The sequence below is a fragment of the Micrococcus endophyticus genome (assembly GCF_014205115.1).
GTDB lineage: Bacteria > Actinomycetota > Actinomycetes > Actinomycetales > Micrococcaceae > Micrococcus > Micrococcus endophyticus.
The window spans coordinates 1,398,691-1,414,784 of the sequence record NZ_JACHMW010000001.1 but is presented as its reverse complement, the minus strand read 5'-3'; the positions used below and the strand labels follow the sequence as shown (position 1 = coordinate 1,414,784).

Below are 16,094 nucleotides of genomic sequence, written 5' to 3'. Positions count from 1 at the left end.
TCTCAGCTGACTCGTGCATCTATTCTCAGACACGCCCTAGGGGCGGCGCCGGCGGCGGCCCACCACCCCCGTGCCCACCAGGCCGAGGACAGCGAGCGCCGGGAACACCGCGAGGGCGGCCGGCAGCGGCAGCCCCGTGGCGAGCAGCCCGACCAGCGGGCTCAGGGCGATCCCGGCCAGGCGCATCAGCCAGCTGACCACGGCCAGCCCGGTCCGCGGCGGCAGCCCGGGGACCTTGTCGCCGAGTGCGTAGGCGGTGGGCACCACGACGGCGCAGCCCAGGCCCGCCAGGGCGAGCCCGACGAACACCAGGGGCATGGCCGGCGCGGTGAGCACCAGCACCAGGGCCGCCACGACGACGGCCAGCGAGCCCGCCAGCGTGCGGCGGCGCCCGAGGCGGTGGAGCACGCGGTCGCCCACGAGGCGCCCGACGAATTGGGCGAGCAGCAGCGTGCTCGCGCCGAGGCCGGCCGCCGCGACGTCCAGGCCGCGCTCCGACTGCAGGAACAGGGCCGTCCACGCGTTGCCGAACTCCTCGACGCCGAAGCCCGCCATCGCGACGACCGTCACGGGGAGCAGGGCCAGCCAGGCGGCGGCGCGGGGCGTGGCGGGGGAGGGCGCGCGGGGCGTCGCGGGGGAGGGCCCGGGCGCCGGAGCCGCGGTGCCTTCGGGTGCGTCGGCGTCGGGGGCCGGCCGGGCGTCGTCGGGAAGGAAGCGGCGCCCCGCCGCCACGAGCACGGCCACGCAGACGGCCCCGTTGAGTCCGAGGTGGAGGCCGGCGGGCATCCCCGCGCCCACGGCGAGGGCGCCCAGGCCGGCGCCGAGCCCCGCGCCGAGGCTCCAGCCGGCGTGCATGGAGGTGAGGACGGGGCGGGCCAGGCGTGTCTGGACGGTCAGCCCCTGGGCGTTCTGGGCGGTGTCCACGACGGCGTCGAGGATGCCGGCCACGCCCAGCAGCGCGGCGAACAGCCAGACGGCGCCCGCCGACGGCCTCCCCTGCGCGGGCGCGGAGAGGTCCACCACGAGGCCCGCCGCCACGACGACGACGGCCATCACCACGGTGCCGGCCAGCATCACGCGCCGGCTGCCCCAGCGGCGCAGCACCGGCGCCGGCAGGGAGCCGGCGGCGGCGGCGCCCGCGGCGAGCGCGACGACGAGGAGGCCGAACGCGTCCGCGTCGAGGCCGAAGGCGGCCTTGGCCTGCGGGTAGTGGGGGATGAGGGCCCCGAGCATCGCTCCGTTCGTCAGGAACGCGAGCGTGGCCGCCCAGCGGGCGCGCACGACGTCGCGGCGGGCGACGGGATGCGCCCGGGCTCGGCGGGCGGCGGGGGAGGAGGGCGAGGCGGGCGGCATCGGCCCCAGCCTGTCACACCCGCCCCCTCAGCCTCCCGTCAGCGGTCCCAGTCGAGCAGGCGCCACACCTCGGCCCAGCCGGCGAAGATCTTCGCGTTGTACTCGGGGCCGAGCTGGTTCGGGTTGGCGAAGAGCACCCAGTCGGCGGCCTGGACGGCGTCGTCCGCGGCGAGCTTCTCCGCGACCTCCTCCGCCGAGCCCGCGTAGGTGGGACCGGAGCGGGCCCGTCCGCCGTCGAGCATGCCGGCGGACTCGCGCGAGTTCCGGTCCCGGCCGAAGTACAGCTCGTCCTCGTGGTCCTGGATGACGAACGCGGAGCGGGTCACCGCCGTGCGGCCCGTCCCGGCGTGCCCCGCGGCCTCGTACGCCTCGAGGTAGCCGGCGATCTGGTCGGCCTGCTGCACGTGGAAGGGGCGGCCGTCGTCCTGGAGCAGCAGCGTGGAGGAGAGCATGTCGTACCCGTCCTTGGCGGCCTCCACGGCCGAGCCCGCCGAGCCCGAACCCCACCAGATGCGGTCCGCCAGGCCGGGGGAGTGCGGCTCGATCCGCAGGGGCGCGCTCGAATGGGCCCAGCCGGAGGCGAGGTCCGGCGTCGCGATCCCCTCGCCGCGCACCGCGGCGAGGAAGCGGCGGCCGCGCTCGCGGGTCACGCCCGCCCACGTCTGCCCGTCGGAGAGCTCGTAGCCGAACTGGGCCTGCCCGTCCTTCGCGGCCTCGGGGGAGTCGCGCGAGACGCCGAGCTCGAGGCGTCCGCCGGCCAGCAGGTCCGCGGTGGCGGCGGCCTCGGCCATGTACAGGGGGTTCTCGTAGCGCATATTCGCGTTGTAGCACTGGCGTACAACTACAGGAACGCTTCGGCCGCCTTCTCTCCGGCGAGCAGGACGCCGAGCGCAATCATTACGATGCCGGAGACGATGCCCACGACCTTCGCAGCCTTCGGACGCCTGGTCAGCACCGCGGCCGCCCCGTAGCCGACGGCGAAGTAGACGACCGCGCAGTTCGCGACATGCAGCGCCCCGAGCAGAACCATCTGCGCACCTACCGGCCACGGCGCGTTCGCGCTGGTGAACTGCGGGAGCAGGGCCAGGAACAGCAGGAACACCTTCGGGTTCAGCAGGCTGATGCCGATGCCCTTGGCGAACAGTTTGCGTCCGCCCGTTGGCGCTGTCTGGCCGGTGAGGTCCGGGGTCGCGGGGTGCCGCAGCGCGCCGACGCCGAGCCAGATGAGGTAAGCGGCCCCTGCAACGGTGAGCACCGTCATCGCGACGGGCGACGCGGCGAGGACCGCAGCGACCCCGGCGGCCACGACGAGCGTCGCCACCAGATGCCCGGCTAGCATGCCCGACACCGCGGGCAGCATCCCAGTGCGGTGCTTCACGCCCGACGCGATCGCGTACGCCCAGTCCACCCCGGGCGTGATGACGAACAGCATCGACACTCCCCAGAACGCGACCATCAACCCGACATCCACCAGCAGTTCCTCCTGCAATCCTTGGCTAGGGCACAAGATTATTCGAGATCGCGCGCAATGTGCTTTGTAGTATGTTGCACATGACGGCGCGATGCGGGAGACTATTCCACCGTGGACGCACTTGACCGGGAGATCCTCTCCCTCCTCCAGCAGGACGGGCGGGCGACGATGACCAATGTCGCTTCGAAGGTGGGGCTGAGCCTCTCGGCCTGCCACCGACGCTTTCGCGACCTGGAAGCATCCGGGGTGATCCGCGGGTTCAGCATCGACCTCGACCTGGACCTGCTCGGCATGCCGTTCGAGGCGCTTGTCTTCGTGACGATGAAGGCCGGGGACGGCACCGCCGTCGCCGCGTTCGAGGAAGCCGTCGCGAAGATCCCGAACGTCGTCCAAGCACACCGCCTGTTCGGCGAGCCCGACTACCAACTGTTCGTGGCGGCAGCCTCGAAGCAGCACTACCAGGAGCTGTACGACCAGCAGCTCTCGCTGCTTCCCGGCGTGCAGCGGCTGACCTCGACGCTCGTGATGAAGACGGTCGTCGACCACCACGCACCCATCTGAGAAGAGCAATGCATTGACCAACGAACGAGGAAGAAGGACTAGGACATGACCACAGAGACGAAGGCCCCAGAAGCGGCTGCGGCGGTGCGGTTCGACACCAAGGTGGTGGTCGTGCTCGCCGAAGGGCTGGCCGTGTGGCAGGAGCTGAACGTGACCGCGTTCCTCATGTCCGGCATCGCCACCAGCGACGAAGGGCTGACCGGCGACCCATACCGCGATGCCGACGGCACCGAGTACTCGCCGATGCTCCGAGAGCCCGTGATGGTGATGAGTGCCGACGCCGAGTTGCTGGGCAAGGCCCGCGCCAAGGCCTCGACCCGGGACGACGTGACGCTCGCGATCTATACCCGCGAGCTGTTTGCCACCGGCCACGACGAGGCCAACCGCGCCGCCGTCGCGGCGGTCCCATCGGATGACCTGGACCTGGTCGGCATCGCCGTGCGCGGCCCGCGCAACGCCGTGGACCGCGTCGTGAAGGGAGCACGGTTCCATGACTGAGTACCGCGACTCGATGCAGCACCCCGAGAGCCGCCGCGTCCGCGATCTGGTCTACGAGACGCTGGCCACCGAGGGCCGCGCGCCCTCCGTGGGAGAGCTGGCCCGCAGGACCGGCAGCGAGCCCGCGCGCGTGCAGGAGCTGCTCCACGAGCTGGCCGACGCGCACGCCCTGGTGCTCAGCGCCGAGGGCGACCGGATTCGGATGGCCCACCCGTTCACCGCCGCGCCGATGGCGTTCGTCCTGACCCCTGTCGATGGCCACGACGACCGGCGCTGGTGGGGCGGGTGCGCCTGGGATTCCTTCGGCATCAGCGCCGCCCTGAAGCTCGACGTCCGCATCGATACCGCCTGCCCGCAGTGCGGCGAGCACCTCTCCGTCGTCGCCGGACCCAACACGCCGCCAGAAGGCGAGCACGCCGTTCGGTTCCCGCGGCCCGCGGCCGAGTGGTGGGAGGACGTCGTGGGCACCTGCACGATGATCCGGCTGTTCTGCACGCGCGAGCATGCCGAGCAGTGGACCGCCGAGCACGCGCCGGGCCAGGGCTACGTCGCCGCGGCCCGCACCGTCTGGGACCTCGCGCAGGCCTGGTACGGGGACCGCATCGACCCGGACTTCACGCCTCACACCCGCGAGCACAACCAGCGACTGCTCGAAGAACGCGGGCTTACTGGGGAGTTCTGGGAACTGCCGTGATTAGGACCAACGAACTCCAGCGCCTGTACTTGGACCTGAGCACCCCGCACGTCGCCGACGCCGTGATGCGCCTCGGCATCCCCGTCCGCCAGGCTCCGGCGGGCATGAGTCCGCTGTGGGAGGAGACGCACGTCGTCGGGCGGGCACTCCCAGCCCGGCACGTCGGCAGCGTGGACGTGTTCCTCGAAGCTATCGAGAACTCGCAGCCTGGCGACATGCTCGTCGTGGACAACGGCGGTCGCACCGACGAGGCCTGCGTTGGCGACCTCGTGACCCTCGAAGCCGCGCAGGAAGGGCTCGCCGGGATCGTGATCCACGGTCTGCACCGCGACTCGCGCGAACTGCGCGCGATCCGCCTGCCTGTCTACAGCCTGGGCGCGCTGCCCGCAGGCCCGCAGCGCCTCGACCCGCAGGGCTCGGATGCCCTCGCTTCGGCGAACGTCGGCGAGCACACGGTCACCGGCGAGGACTTCGTGCTCGGCGACGACGACGGTGTGCTGTTCCTGCCGCTGGATCGCGCCGCCGAGATCGCCGAGACCGCGGCAGGAATCCGCGACACCGAACGGAAGCAGGCGGCTCTGATGCGCACCGGAACCAGCCTGCGCGAACAAGCCAGGTTCCCCGAGTTCCTCACCGCGCGAGAACAGCACGGCACGACGTTCCGCGAGCACCTGCGCGCTATCGGTGGCGAGATCGAGGAATAAGCCCGGGGACGCCGCAGCGCCCGATCACGGTGAAGGACCCCGTGACTCGTGTCGCGGGGTCCTTCGTTCATGGCTGCCGCACGCGCTTCGCGCGCTTGCCCTCGGGACCTGGGTCACCTATTTGCGCCAGCGGGGCCACTTCGGCAACCCGCGCCCCTTCCAGGTCTCCACGAGGCCGGCGGCCCAGCGGACGGACGCGAAGAGCCCGTAGCCGGCCCCGGTGATGCCCACGGCGACCACAAGCCAGCGTCCGATGCCGAGCCAAACGTGCCCGTCCACGTCCATCGCCCACTGAGTGCCCGTGATGAGCCCAGCGATGCCCATCCAGAGCCCGGCCACGACCACGACCACCGGCAGGAGGGCCAGGCACATCGCGGCGGCAGCCGACCAGAGCTGACGGGCCTCCAGCTTCGCCGTCGCTTCCATGATCCGTTCGGCCCGCTCGTTCGAGGCGTCGAGGTTCGCCGTCATCGTGGCCGAGGCCTCCCCGGTGACCTGCTCGACGGCCTCCTTGACCTGTTCCTCGGTGCGCTTCTCGATCCGCTGCAGAGCACCGCCGACCTGGCTCACGAGCTTCTGGTTCGCCGCGGCCTGCGCCCTGAGTCCCTCAATCGCCGAGACCGTAGCCGCGCGATTCTTCTGCGCCTCCACGACCAAGCTCCGCGACGCGGCGTTCAAGCTCTCGCCGTTGAGACTCTGCGCGAACTCGTCGAGCGTGCTCGCGATCTCGTTCTGCCTGCTCTCGATACTCGCGATCCTCGCGGACACGTCGCTGGAGGGCGAGGAGGTCGACGCTGGGGCCGTGATCCGCTCCAGCCGCCTCGTCGTCTCCTCGTCCATGACCTTCACCAACCCCGCGAGCTTCTTCTGCTGACCTCAACGTCGCCGCCGCCGGAGTCGAACGAGAACAGCGAACTGCTCGCCGGAATCGCGTCCACTCTCGCGGGTATGAGCGTGAACCTCAACGGGGAGAGTCTGAAGGGCTCAGCCTCTAAGTCCGAGGCTGCCGCCAAGCATCTCGATGAGAGCCGGGCTAAGTTCGAGCGGGCCGCGAACGGTGCGCAGAAGGCCTGGCGGGAGTCGATCACCCAAGCCAGCGCCGAGGCGACGAGTGCGATCAGCACGGCCCGGGATCAGGCTGTGCAGTCGATCGAGAGGGCCGCTGCCGACGCCGGGGCCGTGGCAACAGCCAAGATTGACGCCGCGAACGAGCGGGCCGAAAAGATCATCGCCACAACGGCGAAGCTGGAGGCCCGTCAGCTTTGGTCTGTCGCCGCGTCGATGTGCCTCGCGCTGCTGCCGGTCGCAGTGATCGTCGCGGGTGTTTGGATGGCCGTCGCCGGGCTTATCACGGGCGCTCAGTGGGCCCTCGACGTGGACGGGAGCGTGTGGCTCGGGATCGGTCGCTGGCTCGTGGGCTCCATGGGCCTCGCCGGGGCCGGCTACGGACTCTTCGCGTCCGTCCGCTGGGTCGCCGGTCTCGTGGAGACCTGGAAGGGCCGCGGGATGCCGAGGTGGCCCCGTTGGCGGTGATGGCTGGATCCGATCGAGCTACCGGTTCCGATCAGCAGTCGAAGGATTTTCGCAGCAGCCAGTCCTGCGGCCTCGGTGCCGCCGCCGTAGCCTGACGAGCATCCCGGCCGTGACGGCCATCGCGACGGCGATCCCGGCACCGATGATCCAGGGATTGCCGAGGAGCCCTCCGACGCCTGCGAGTGCTCCGCCCGCCGCGATGAGCGGCAGGCCGCAGCAGAGCAGCAACGGAAGCGCGCAGCATGCCAGCAAGAGCAGTCCGGTCCCTGCAGCGACGACGGGACCGGCGCGCCGTTCGTCGCGGTCCTGATCGGCGCTCGTCGTCTGCACCTCTTCAGGATGAGATCTCCCCGATTGCCTGCGCTGCCGGTCATGCGCAGCACGACAGCAGCGACGGGTCGGTGGTGAAGGCCTTCGCGGCGATCCGGATGCCCTCGGCCATCGTCAGGTAGGGAGCCCAGGCGTCGGCGATCTCGGCGACGGTCTTGCCGAGCACGTGGACACCGGCGGCGGCGAGCTCTCCGGCGTCCTTGGCGACGGCGGTCAGGCCGAGGATCTCGTTCGTGTCGGCGTTCACGACGATCTTGATGAACCCGCGGGTGTCGCGGTTGACCAGCGCGCGGGGCACGTGGTGCAGCGGCAGGACGCGGCAATCGCAGCGGATCCCCGCAGCAAGCACTTCCTTCTCGGTCATCCCGACCGCTCCGATCGCGGGCCCGGTGAACGTCACCCGCGGCAGGCGGGAATAGTCGACGGCACGATCGGCGTCGGCGAACGCGTTCTCGGCGACGAGGGTGCCGTGGTGGGCGGCGACGTAGACGAACTCGGGGTGCCCGGTCACGTCGCCCGCGGCCCAGATCCGCGGGTTCGAGGACCGCAGCCGGTCGGAGACGACCACCTCGCCGGAGTCCCCGGTCTTCACCCCGACCGCATCGAGGTTCAGGCCATCGGTGACGGGACGGCGTCCGAGGGCGACGAGCACCTGCTCGGCGCGGAACTCCTGCGAGTCGCCGGACACGTCGGCGGTCACGACGGCCTCGCCTCCCGTGCCGCGGGAGACCCGGGTGGGCACCACGCGGCGGACGACGCGGATGCCTTCGTCGGCGAACGCCTCCTGAAGCGCCTTGGACACCTCCGGCTCCTCCTTCGAGGCGAGCCGGGACCGCACCAGCAGCGTGACCTGCGAGCCGAGGCGAGCGAACAGCTGCGCCTGCTCCAGGGCGACGTAGCCGCCGCCGAGCACCAGCAACGACTCAGGAACCTCAGCGAGTTCCATTGCCGTGGTCGAGGTCAGGTACCCGGTCTCCTCCAGGCCGTCGATCGGCGGAGCCCACGGGCGAGAACCAGTCGCGACCAGGAAGTGGTCGGCCTCGATGGTCTCGACCGTCCCGTCGCCGGCGATGATCTCCAGTACCGGGGCGTCTGGGCCGCCGGCGAACGATGCATCGCCGCGGCGGACCTGCCAGCCGTAGGAGTCGGCGACGTCGGCGTACTTCTCGCCGCGCAGCGACTCGACCAGCGCCTGCTTCCCGGCGATCAGCGCAGGCATGTCCACTGTCTCAGCCGTCGCCGCGATCCCCGGGAACCGGCCTGAAGCGTCGGCGGCGACGTGACGGGTGTCGGCAGCGGCGATGAGGGCCTTCGACGGCACGCAGCCGGTGTTCACGCAGGTGCCGCCGAGCGTCCCGCGCTCGATCATCACCACCGACTTGCCGAGCGTGGTCGCACGGATGGCGGCGGCGAATGCTCCGCCTCCGGATCCGATGATGGCGAGGTCGTACTTGGTAGGCATCGCTGCTCCTGTCAGTCCTTGGCTTTCTGCTCTGTCTCAGCCATACTGGACCTTCCAGTGCAGGGGAAGGTCAAGCCTGCTCCTGCCGAACGATCGGAGGCCGCGATGCGCATCGGAGAACTCGCCGAACGCGCGGGCACCACGGCGAAGACGCTCCGCTTCTACGAGGGGCAGGGGCTGCTTCCGCCGGCCGAGCGCACGCAGTCCGGCTATCGCGACTACGCACCCGAGACGGTCGCCCGGATCGACTTCGTCCACCGCGGCCAGGCCGCCGGCCTCACCCTCGCCCAGATCCGCCAGATCCTCGACATCCGCGACGGCGGCCATGCGCCCTGCGAGCACGTGCGCGACCTGCTTGACGTGCGCCTCGCTGAGATCGAGCAGCAGATCGCGCAGCTCTCCGTGCTGCGCGACACTATCGCGGACCTCAGACAGGACGCCGCGCACCCGGACCCTGAAACGTGCAGCACCGATCAAGTGTGTAGGTACTTGTAGACGACGGTAGCCAATGACTCCAACGCTACAACCCCGATATGCGCTAGCGCAGGTCGATCACGCCGGTGCCCAGGTGGATCCGCTGCGTGCGCGCGGCCATCGCGGTGAGGATCGGGAACGGGGAGGAGAACATGCGCTGGAAGTGGTGGATGCGGATCCACGCGCCGTCCAGGCCGGCGGCCTCGGCGTCCACGGCCATCTGCACGACGTCGTCCAGGGCGGCCTTCGCGTCCGGCTCGGCGGGGCGCCCGCCCACGGGGTCGCGGTGGATCCAGTGCCCGAAGTTGAGGAATCCGAGGTGTTTCTTGGTCATTGTTCCTTCAACCTTGAACGATCCCGGGATGTCCCCGTGGCGTCCCGGCGTTCCGGCGTCCGCGGCGGGTGGCAGGATCGGCCCCATGGACGAGAACGCGAGCACCGCCTGGACCGGCACGTGCGGCTTCCGCATGCTGCCCACGGACGACTTCGCGCAGGGCCCCTCCACGGCCCGCCTCACCGAGGTCGCCGGCGGCGCGGCCCTCGCGCTGGACTACACGTGGGTCCACCCGGAACAGGGGGAGCAGGCGGGGCACCTGGTGCTCGGCCGTCCCGACGACGGCGGGCGGGTCACCGTGGCCTTCACCGACTCCTTCCACCAGTCCCCGGAGGTCCGCGTGCTGGAGGGGACGGCCGCGCGCACCGAGGGCGGCGGGGACGCCGGCCGCGACCGGGGCGCCGGTGCCGCGCCCCATCCCATCGACGGGGACGGCGTGGCCGTCACCATGGAGTACTCCGGCTGGGGCTGGACCGTCGCGGTGCGGCGGCAGGGCGGGCGCCTGGCCATGATGATGCAGAACGTGGTGCCGGCGGGCGTCGAGGGCGCGGAGCCCGGCCCGTACGACGTCATGCGGGCGGCCTGGACGCCCGCCGGCGCCTGAGGATCCGGCAGACTGGCGGACATGACCGAGCAGCCGCAGGACCCGCGCCAGGACCAGACCGCCGCCGAGCCCGCCCCCGAGCCCGCCGAGGCGCTCGCGGCGGAGACGACCGACGCCGTCGCCCCCGAGGCCGCGCCGGGCGAGGCCGGCCAGCCCTCACCGGAGATGCTGGAGCTGGCCGGGCGGATGTTCGACGCCGCCCGCAGCGGGGACGCCGCGACCCTTGAGGCCTACATCGTGGCGGGGCTGAACCCGGACCTGCAGAACGGCAAGGGGGACACCTTCCTCACCCTCGCCGCCTACCACGACCAGCCGGCCGTGGTGGAGATGCTGATCCGCGTGGGCGCGGACGTGGAGAAGGCCAACGACCGCGGCCAGCGCCCCCTGACCTGCGCCACCTTCAAGGGGGACGTGGCGTCCATGCGGCTGCTCCTGGCCGCCGGCGCCGACCCGGACGCCGGCACGCCCTCGGCCCGCCAGACCGCGCAGATGTTCGGCGGCGAGGAGATCACCGCGGTGCTCGACGAGCCGCGCTGAGGCCTCGCCCACAGCCCGGCCCGCGGGCTGGACACGTCTGGGATGATGGAGGGGATATGACTGTCTCCTCCTCCACCACGACGCCGGAGCGCGGCGCCGCCACGGACGGCCTGTCCGCCGCGGACCCGGCGGCGGGCGCGCCGGCCGCCGTCGACCCGCACGCCTCCCACTACGCCAAGTCCGCCGGGGCCGGCCGCCGCATCGCCGACGACGAGCAGCTCCACGAGGGCCGCCACGCCGCCCCCACCACGGACCGCCTCTCCCTGCCCGCCCTGACCCTGGGCCCGATCACCGTGGACGTCCCGGTGGTCCTCGCCCCCATGGCCGGCATCACCAACACCGCCTTCCGCCGCCTGTGCCGCGAGTACGGCGGCGGCCTGTACGTCAACGAGATGGTCACCGCGCGCGCCCTCGTGGAGCGCAAGCCGGAGTCCATGCGGATCATCAAGCACGACCCGGACGAGGTCCCGCGCTCCGTGCAGCTGTACTCGGTGGACCCGGTCACCACGGGTGCCGCCGTGCGCATGCTCGTCGAGGAGGACCGCGCGGACCACATCGACCTCAACTTCGGCTGCCCCGTGCCCAAGGTGACCCGCCGCGGCGGCGGCTCCGCCCTGCCGTGGAAGTCCGAGCTGTTCGCCTCCATCGTGAAGGCCGCCGTCACCGAGGCCGGCAGGAAGGACATCCCGGTCACCGTGAAGATGCGCCGCGGCATCGACGAGGACCACCTGACGTTCCTCGACGCCGGCCGCACCGCCCGCGACCTGGGCGTGGCCGCCGTCGCCCTCCACGGGCGCACCACCCGCCAGTTCTACTCCGGCACCGCCGTGTGGGAGGACATCGCGCGCCTGCGCGAGGCCCTGCCGGACATCCCCGTGCTCGGCAACGGGGACATCTGGTCCGCCGAGGACGCGATCGCCATGGTCGAGCAGACCGGCGTGGACGGCGTCGTGATCGGCCGCGGCTGCCAGGGGCGGCCGTGGCTGTTCGGGGACCTCCAGGCCGCGTTCGAGGGCCGACACGACCGCTTCCGCCCCACCCTCGGGATGGTCGCGGACACCCTGTACCGCCACGCCGAGCTGCTCGTGGACACCTTCGAAGGCGACGAGCTCAAGGCCCTGCGGGACATCCGCAAGCACGTGGCCTGGTACTTCAAGGGCTACCCCGTGGGCTCCGAGATCCGCACCGCCCTCTCCACCGTGCCGGACCTGGCCACCATGGCCGAGATCCTCTCCCGGGTGGACCGGGACCAGCCGTACCCGGGCCTGGACGCCGAGGGCCCGCGCGGCCGCTCCGGCGCGCCCAAGCGCCCCCACCTGCCGGACGGCTGGCTGGACTCCCGCGAGCTGAACGCGGAGCAGAAGGCCATGATCGCCGCCGCCGAGCTGGACGTCTCCGGTGGCTGAGGGCTGGGCCGGGCCCGCCCACCAGCCCGTGCTGTTCGGCCCCCAGGGCCGGCCGCCGTACGCGGGCCGCGCGGTCCAGACGCCGGGCTACACCCCGTGGGACCGGGAGCGCTGGCTGCCGGAGCCGCCCAAGTCCTCCTACCGCTCGGACTTCGAGCGGGACCGCGCCCGCGTGCTGCACTCCGCCGGCCTGCGCCGCCTGGGCGCCAAGACCCAGGTGGTGGCCCCGGACGCGGACGACTTCGCCCGCACCCGCCTCACCCACTCCCTCGAGGTGGCCCAGGTGGGCCGCGAGCTCGGCCGGTCCCTCGGCTGCGACCCGGACCTCGTGGACACCGCGTGCCTCTCCCACGACCTCGGCCACCCGCCGTTCGGGCACAACGGGGAGAAGGCGCTGGACGCGCTGAGCGCGGACGTCGGCGGGTTCGAGGGCAACGCCCAGACCCTGCGCCTGCTGGCCCGCCTCGAGCAGAAGAAGCTCTTCGAGGACGGCTCATCCGCCGGCCTCAACCTCACCCGCGCGGCCCTGGACGCCGCCTGCAAGTACCCGTGGACCCGCGAGGACGCCCCGCTGCGCCCGGACGGCACCCGCTCGCGCAAGTTCGGCGTCTACGAGGACGACCTGCCGGTGTTCCGCTGGTTCCGCGAGGGCGTGTCCGGCTCCCGCAAGTCCATGGAGGCCCAGGTGATGGACCTGGCCGACGACATCTCCTATTCGGTGCACGACGTGGAGGACGGCGTGGTCAACGCCGCGTTCCAGCCCAAGTGGCTGGCCATCCCCGAGCATCGCGAGCGCGTGGTGGAGACCACCCGCCAGTGGTACCTGCCCCTCACCGACCCGGCCGAGGTGGACGAGGCGCTCGCCCGTCTCGAGGCCACGGACGTGTGGGTCTCCGAGATGGACGGCTCCCGGCGCGCGCTCGCGGCCATGAAGGACATGACGAGCCAGCTGATCGGCCGGTTCTGCACGGCCGCCTTCGACGCCACCCGGCAGGTGTTCGGCAACGAGCCGCTCACCCGCCACGGCGCCGACGTCGTGGTGCCCGCGGAGACCGAGACGGAGATCGCGGTGATGAAGGGCATCGCCGCCGCCTACGTGATGGCCTCGGAGCAGCGTCAGCCGCTCTACGCCCGCCAGCGCGAGCTGCTCGCCGAGCTCGTGGAGCTGCTGGACGCCTCCGGGGACCGCTACCTGGAGCCGATGTTCGCCTTCGACTGGCGCGAGGCCGCCGACGAGGCCGCCCGGCGCCGCGTGGTCCTGGACCAGGTCGCCTCGCTCACCGACTCCACCGCGCTCGAGTGGCACCACACGCTGGTGCAGGGAGCCGAGTTCACGCGCGTCTGGATCTGAGGGGCCGCCCCGGGCCGGTCACTCGCCCGGGGCGACGACGGCGCACGGGCCCGCGAGCCGGACCCCGCAGGCGGCGTCGAGGGGGGGCAGCGCCCCCTCCACGCGGGCCTGGGCCCGGGTGCCGTCGGCCAGCTGGACCGTGGCCACCGAGTCGTGGCCGCGGTAGTCCACGTCCACCACGGTGGCGGGCGTCCAGACGCGCGCGGCCTCGACCCCGTCCACGTCCACGGTCGGGTCGAGGGTGCCGCGCACGTGTTCGGGGCGGACCACCACGAGGTCCCCGGGCACAGCCGTGGCCGCACGCGCCCCGTGCAGGGGCACCGGGCCGAGGGCGGTGCGCCCGATCCGCCGGCCGCCGTCGCGCTCCGGCCCGGTCACGTCCAGCAGCGGCAGCAGGGAGGCCTCCCCGACGAACGCGGCGACCCAGGCGTCGGCCGGGTGCGCGTACACCTCGTCCGGCGTGCCCAGCTGGCGCAGGCGCCCGGCCCGCATCACGGCCACGCGGTCGGCCATGGACAGGGCCTCGGACTGGTCGTGGGTGACGAGCACGGCCGTGGCGCCGTCCTCCTTCAGCGCCTGGCGCACGTCCCGGCGCAGGCCGCTGCGCAGGGAGGCGTCGAGGGCGCCGAAGGGCTCGTCCAGCAGGATCAGCGGCGGGCGCGGGGCCATCGCCCGGGCCAGGGCCACGCGCTGCTGCTGGCCGCCGGAGAGCTCGTGCGGCATGCGCTCGCCGTGGCCGGCGAGGTCCACGAGCTCGAGGCACTCCTGGATGCGGGCCATCCGCCCGGGCCGGCGGCGGCGCAGCCCGAAGCCCACGTTCTCCGCCACGCTCAGGTGCGGGAACAGGGCGCCGTCCTGGGGCACCACGGCCACGTGCCGGCGGTGGGCGGGCACGTGCACGCGGGGCAGGGCCACCACGGAGCCGGCAAGGCTGATGCGGCCGGACTCGATGCGCTCGAAGCCGGCCAGGCAGCGCAGCAGCGTGGTCTTCCCGCAGCCGGAGGGGCCGAGCACGGCGAGCAGCTCGCCCGGCTCCAGGTCGAACTGCACGCCCTCCAGGACGGGCCCCTCCCCGTAGGAGGCGCCGAGGTCGGCCACGGACACGGCGTGGCCGACGCCGGGCCGGGGACCGGCCGGGCGGGACGCGCGGGTCGAGGCGGCGGGGGAGGGCATGGCGGTCATTCTGACACCTCGTTCGGGGTCGACGGGGCGCTCGAGCGGCCGCGCCCGGCCGCGACGATCCCCGTGCGGTGGACCACCACCCACGTGGGCACCGCGGCGAGCAGCACGAGGGTGAGCGCGTAGGGGGCGGCCTCGGCGTACCGGCCCACGCTGGTGGCGTTCCACAGGCGGGTGGCGAGCGTGTCCATGCCGGTGGGCCGCAGCAGCAGCGTGGCGGGCAGCTCCTTCATGGCGGTGAGGGCCACCAGCGCGACGCCGGCGCCCACCCCCGGCAGCGCCAGCGGCAGGGTCACGCGGCGCAGCACCTCGGCGCCCGAGGAGCCCAGGGACCGGGCCGCCTCCTCGAGGGCAGGGGAGGACTGGGCGACGGCCCCGGCCACCGACGTGACCGCCAGCGGCAGGAACAGGGTGGCGTAGGCGAAGGCCACCATCCACGTGGTCTGGTAGAGCGCCGGGACCAGGGAGACCCCGAGGAACACGAGGGAGAGCCCCACGACGACGCCGGGCAGCCCGTGCGCGAGGAACGCGGCGCGCTCGGCGATCCGGGTGACGCGCCCCGGGTGGCGGGCGGCGAGGATGCCGATCGGCAGGGCGAGGGCGAGGGTGAGCGCCGCGCCCGCGCCCGCCAGGACCACGGAGCCGGAGACGGCGTCGAGCCAGCGGTCCCGCACGGCGGACAGGGACGTGCCCTCGCCCATCCAGCGGACCAGGCTCACCGCGGGCACGCCCAGCGCGGCGCCCGTGACCACGGCGAGGAGCCCGGTGCCGACCCAGCGGGACCGGCCCAGCCGGTGCACGCTGACCCGGCGGACCGTGCGACCGGAGCGGACGCCGTCGTCGGCCCGGCGGGTGCGGGACTCGCCCCAGAGCACCAGCACCGTCAGCAGCACGAGCACGGTGGCCAGGGTGAGGGCGAGCTGCCGGTTGAAGCCCACCTCGAGCGCCGTGAAGATCGCCCGGGTGAAGGTGTCCAGGCGCAGGATGGCCACGGCGCCGAAGTCGGAGAGCACGTAGAGGGCCACCAGCAGGGCGCCGCCGGCGATCGCCGGGCGCACTTGGGCGAGCGTGACGGTGAACAGCGTGGCGGCGGGGCCGCGGCCGAGCGAGCGGGCCACGTCCTCCTGGCCGGGGTCGATGCGGGAGAGCGCGGCCGCCACCGGCAGGTATACGTACGGGTACGTGTAGAGGGTCATCACCGTCACCGCGGCCCAGAACCCCTCGAAGCGCCCCGCCTCCACGCCGGGCAGCAGGTCCGAGACGGACACCCACGTGAACGCCGCCACGTAGGAGGGCACGGCCAGCGGCAGCGCCAGCAGGACGGCCAGCAGGCCGCGGCCGGGCGTGTCCGTGCGGGTCACGAGCCAGGCGGCGCCCACGCCGATCACCAGGCACAGTGCGGTCACCACGGCGGTGAGCGCGAGCGAGGTGGCGGCCAGGGCGCCCACGCGCGGGCTCACGACGGCGTCCAGCCAGGGGCCGAACCCGCCCTGGGCGGTGCGCAGGAACAGGTAGCCGATGGGGACGACCGCGACCGCCGCGGCCACGAGGGCCGCGGCGGTCAGCGCCGCGGGAGCGCGCCGTCCGCGCGTGCGGCGGACGG

At 72.9% G+C, this 16,094-nt stretch carries 16 protein-coding genes and 2 pseudogenes; 10 read left to right on the top strand and 8 right to left on the bottom strand.

Annotated features, from left to right (window positions below):
• Positions 1-36: 36 nt before the first annotated feature.
• The 3 genes from HDA33_RS06455 to HDA33_RS06445 are packed head-to-tail and all read right to left on the bottom strand — an operon-like array spanning position 37 to position 2,842.
• Entirely contained in the window at positions 37-1,353 is a 1,317-nt protein-coding gene (locus tag HDA33_RS06455) for an MFS transporter (RefSeq protein WP_184171963.1), read from the bottom strand.
• A gap of 38 nt (positions 1,354-1,391) precedes the next feature.
• Positions 1,392-2,168, bottom strand: a complete 777-nt coding sequence (locus HDA33_RS06450; protein ID WP_184171961.1) for an LLM class flavin-dependent oxidoreductase — start codon at positions 2,166-2,168, stop codon at positions 1,392-1,394.
• 26 nt (positions 2,169-2,194) lie between these two features.
• Positions 2,195-2,842 carry a LysE family translocator gene (locus HDA33_RS06445; protein ID WP_246416893.1) on the bottom strand — a complete coding sequence of 216 codons (648 nt, stop codon included), beginning with the start codon at positions 2,840-2,842 and terminating at the stop codon, positions 2,195-2,197.
• Between the two features lie 93 nt (positions 2,843-2,935).
• On the opposite strand from HDA33_RS06445, the gene HDA33_RS06440 reads away from it, so the two are divergent.
• From HDA33_RS06440 to HDA33_RS06425, 4 genes are read left to right on the top strand one after another with little or no spacing between them, the layout of a single operon-like run.
• On the top strand, positions 2,936-3,385 hold the full coding sequence (locus HDA33_RS06440) for an Lrp/AsnC family transcriptional regulator (protein ID WP_184171959.1): 450 nt from the start codon (positions 2,936-2,938) through the stop codon (positions 3,383-3,385).
• Between the two features lie 45 nt (positions 3,386-3,430).
• Entirely contained in the window at positions 3,431-3,883 is a 453-nt protein-coding gene (locus HDA33_RS06435) for a DUF2000 domain-containing protein (RefSeq protein ID WP_184171957.1), read from the top strand.
• Positions 3,876-4,577, top strand: a complete 702-nt coding sequence (locus HDA33_RS06430) for an alkylmercury lyase family protein (protein ID WP_246416892.1) — start codon at positions 3,876-3,878, stop codon at positions 4,575-4,577. Before HDA33_RS06435 ends, HDA33_RS06430 begins: the two co-directional genes overlap by 8 nt.
• Before the next feature lie 29 nt (positions 4,578-4,606).
• The gene (locus HDA33_RS06425; protein ID WP_246416891.1) at positions 4,607-5,281 is read left to right on the top strand and encodes an RraA family protein; all 675 of its coding nucleotides are present in this window, start codon (positions 4,607-4,609) and stop codon (positions 5,279-5,281) included.
• A 117-nt stretch (positions 5,282-5,398) separates the two neighbouring features.
• Here the strand turns inward: HDA33_RS06425 and HDA33_RS06420 are convergent.
• Positions 5,399-6,154, bottom strand: a pseudogene (locus tag HDA33_RS06420) (hypothetical protein); the annotation flags it as partial.
• Positions 6,155-6,457: 303 nt separating this feature from the next.
• On the opposite strand from HDA33_RS06420, the pseudogene HDA33_RS13120 reads away from it, so the two are divergent.
• Positions 6,458-6,814: pseudogene (locus HDA33_RS13120) on the top strand (hypothetical protein); the annotation flags it as partial.
• Positions 6,815-7,184: 370 nt separating this feature from the next.
• Here the strand turns inward: HDA33_RS13120 and merA are convergent.
• Positions 7,185-8,606, bottom strand: a complete 1,422-nt coding sequence (gene merA / locus HDA33_RS06405) for a mercury(II) reductase (protein WP_006215442.1) — start codon at positions 8,604-8,606, stop codon at positions 7,185-7,187.
• Between the two features lie 105 nt (positions 8,607-8,711).
• Between merA and HDA33_RS06400 the strand changes: the two genes are divergently transcribed.
• Positions 8,712-9,101 (top strand): heavy metal-responsive transcriptional regulator, encoded by a 390-nt coding sequence (locus HDA33_RS06400; RefSeq protein ID WP_006215441.1) that lies wholly within the window; start codon positions 8,712-8,714, stop codon positions 9,099-9,101.
• 43 nt (positions 9,102-9,144) lie between these two features.
• On the opposite strand, the gene HDA33_RS06395 is transcribed toward HDA33_RS06400, so the two are convergent.
• Complete coding sequence (locus tag HDA33_RS06395) at positions 9,145-9,414, bottom strand: LLM class flavin-dependent oxidoreductase (protein WP_184171955.1); 270 nt, start codon at positions 9,412-9,414, stop codon at positions 9,145-9,147.
• Positions 9,415-9,499: 85 nt separating this feature from the next.
• Between HDA33_RS06395 and HDA33_RS06390 the strand changes: the two genes are divergently transcribed.
• From HDA33_RS06390 to HDA33_RS06375, 4 genes are read left to right on the top strand one after another with little or no spacing between them, the layout of a single operon-like run.
• The gene (locus HDA33_RS06390; protein ID WP_184171953.1) at positions 9,500-10,018 is read left to right on the top strand and encodes a hypothetical protein; all 519 of its coding nucleotides are present in this window, start codon (positions 9,500-9,502) and stop codon (positions 10,016-10,018) included.
• A 21-nt stretch (positions 10,019-10,039) separates the two neighbouring features.
• Positions 10,040-10,555 carry an ankyrin repeat domain-containing protein gene (locus tag HDA33_RS06385; protein WP_338104275.1) on the top strand — a complete coding sequence of 172 codons (516 nt, stop codon included), beginning with the start codon at positions 10,040-10,042 and terminating at the stop codon, positions 10,553-10,555.
• Between the two features lie 56 nt (positions 10,556-10,611).
• The gene (dusB, locus tag HDA33_RS06380) at positions 10,612-11,961 is read left to right on the top strand and encodes a tRNA dihydrouridine synthase DusB (RefSeq protein WP_246416890.1); all 1,350 of its coding nucleotides are present in this window, start codon (positions 10,612-10,614) and stop codon (positions 11,959-11,961) included.
• A 28-nt stretch (positions 11,962-11,989) separates the two neighbouring features.
• On the top strand, positions 11,990-13,312 hold the full coding sequence (locus HDA33_RS06375; RefSeq protein ID WP_420826925.1) for a deoxyguanosinetriphosphate triphosphohydrolase: 1,323 nt from the start codon (positions 11,990-11,992) through the stop codon (positions 13,310-13,312).
• A gap of 18 nt (positions 13,313-13,330) precedes the next feature.
• Here the strand turns inward: HDA33_RS06375 and HDA33_RS06370 are convergent, their stop codons facing one another.
• Positions 13,331-14,485 (bottom strand): ABC transporter ATP-binding protein, encoded by a 1,155-nt coding sequence (locus tag HDA33_RS06370; protein WP_246416889.1) that lies wholly within the window; start codon positions 14,483-14,485, stop codon positions 13,331-13,333.
• A 5-nt stretch (positions 14,486-14,490) separates the two neighbouring features.
• Positions 14,491-16,038, bottom strand: a complete 1,548-nt coding sequence (locus HDA33_RS06365) for an ABC transporter permease subunit (protein WP_184171949.1) — start codon at positions 16,036-16,038, stop codon at positions 14,491-14,493.
• Between the last annotated feature and the right edge of the window lie 56 nt (positions 16,039-16,094).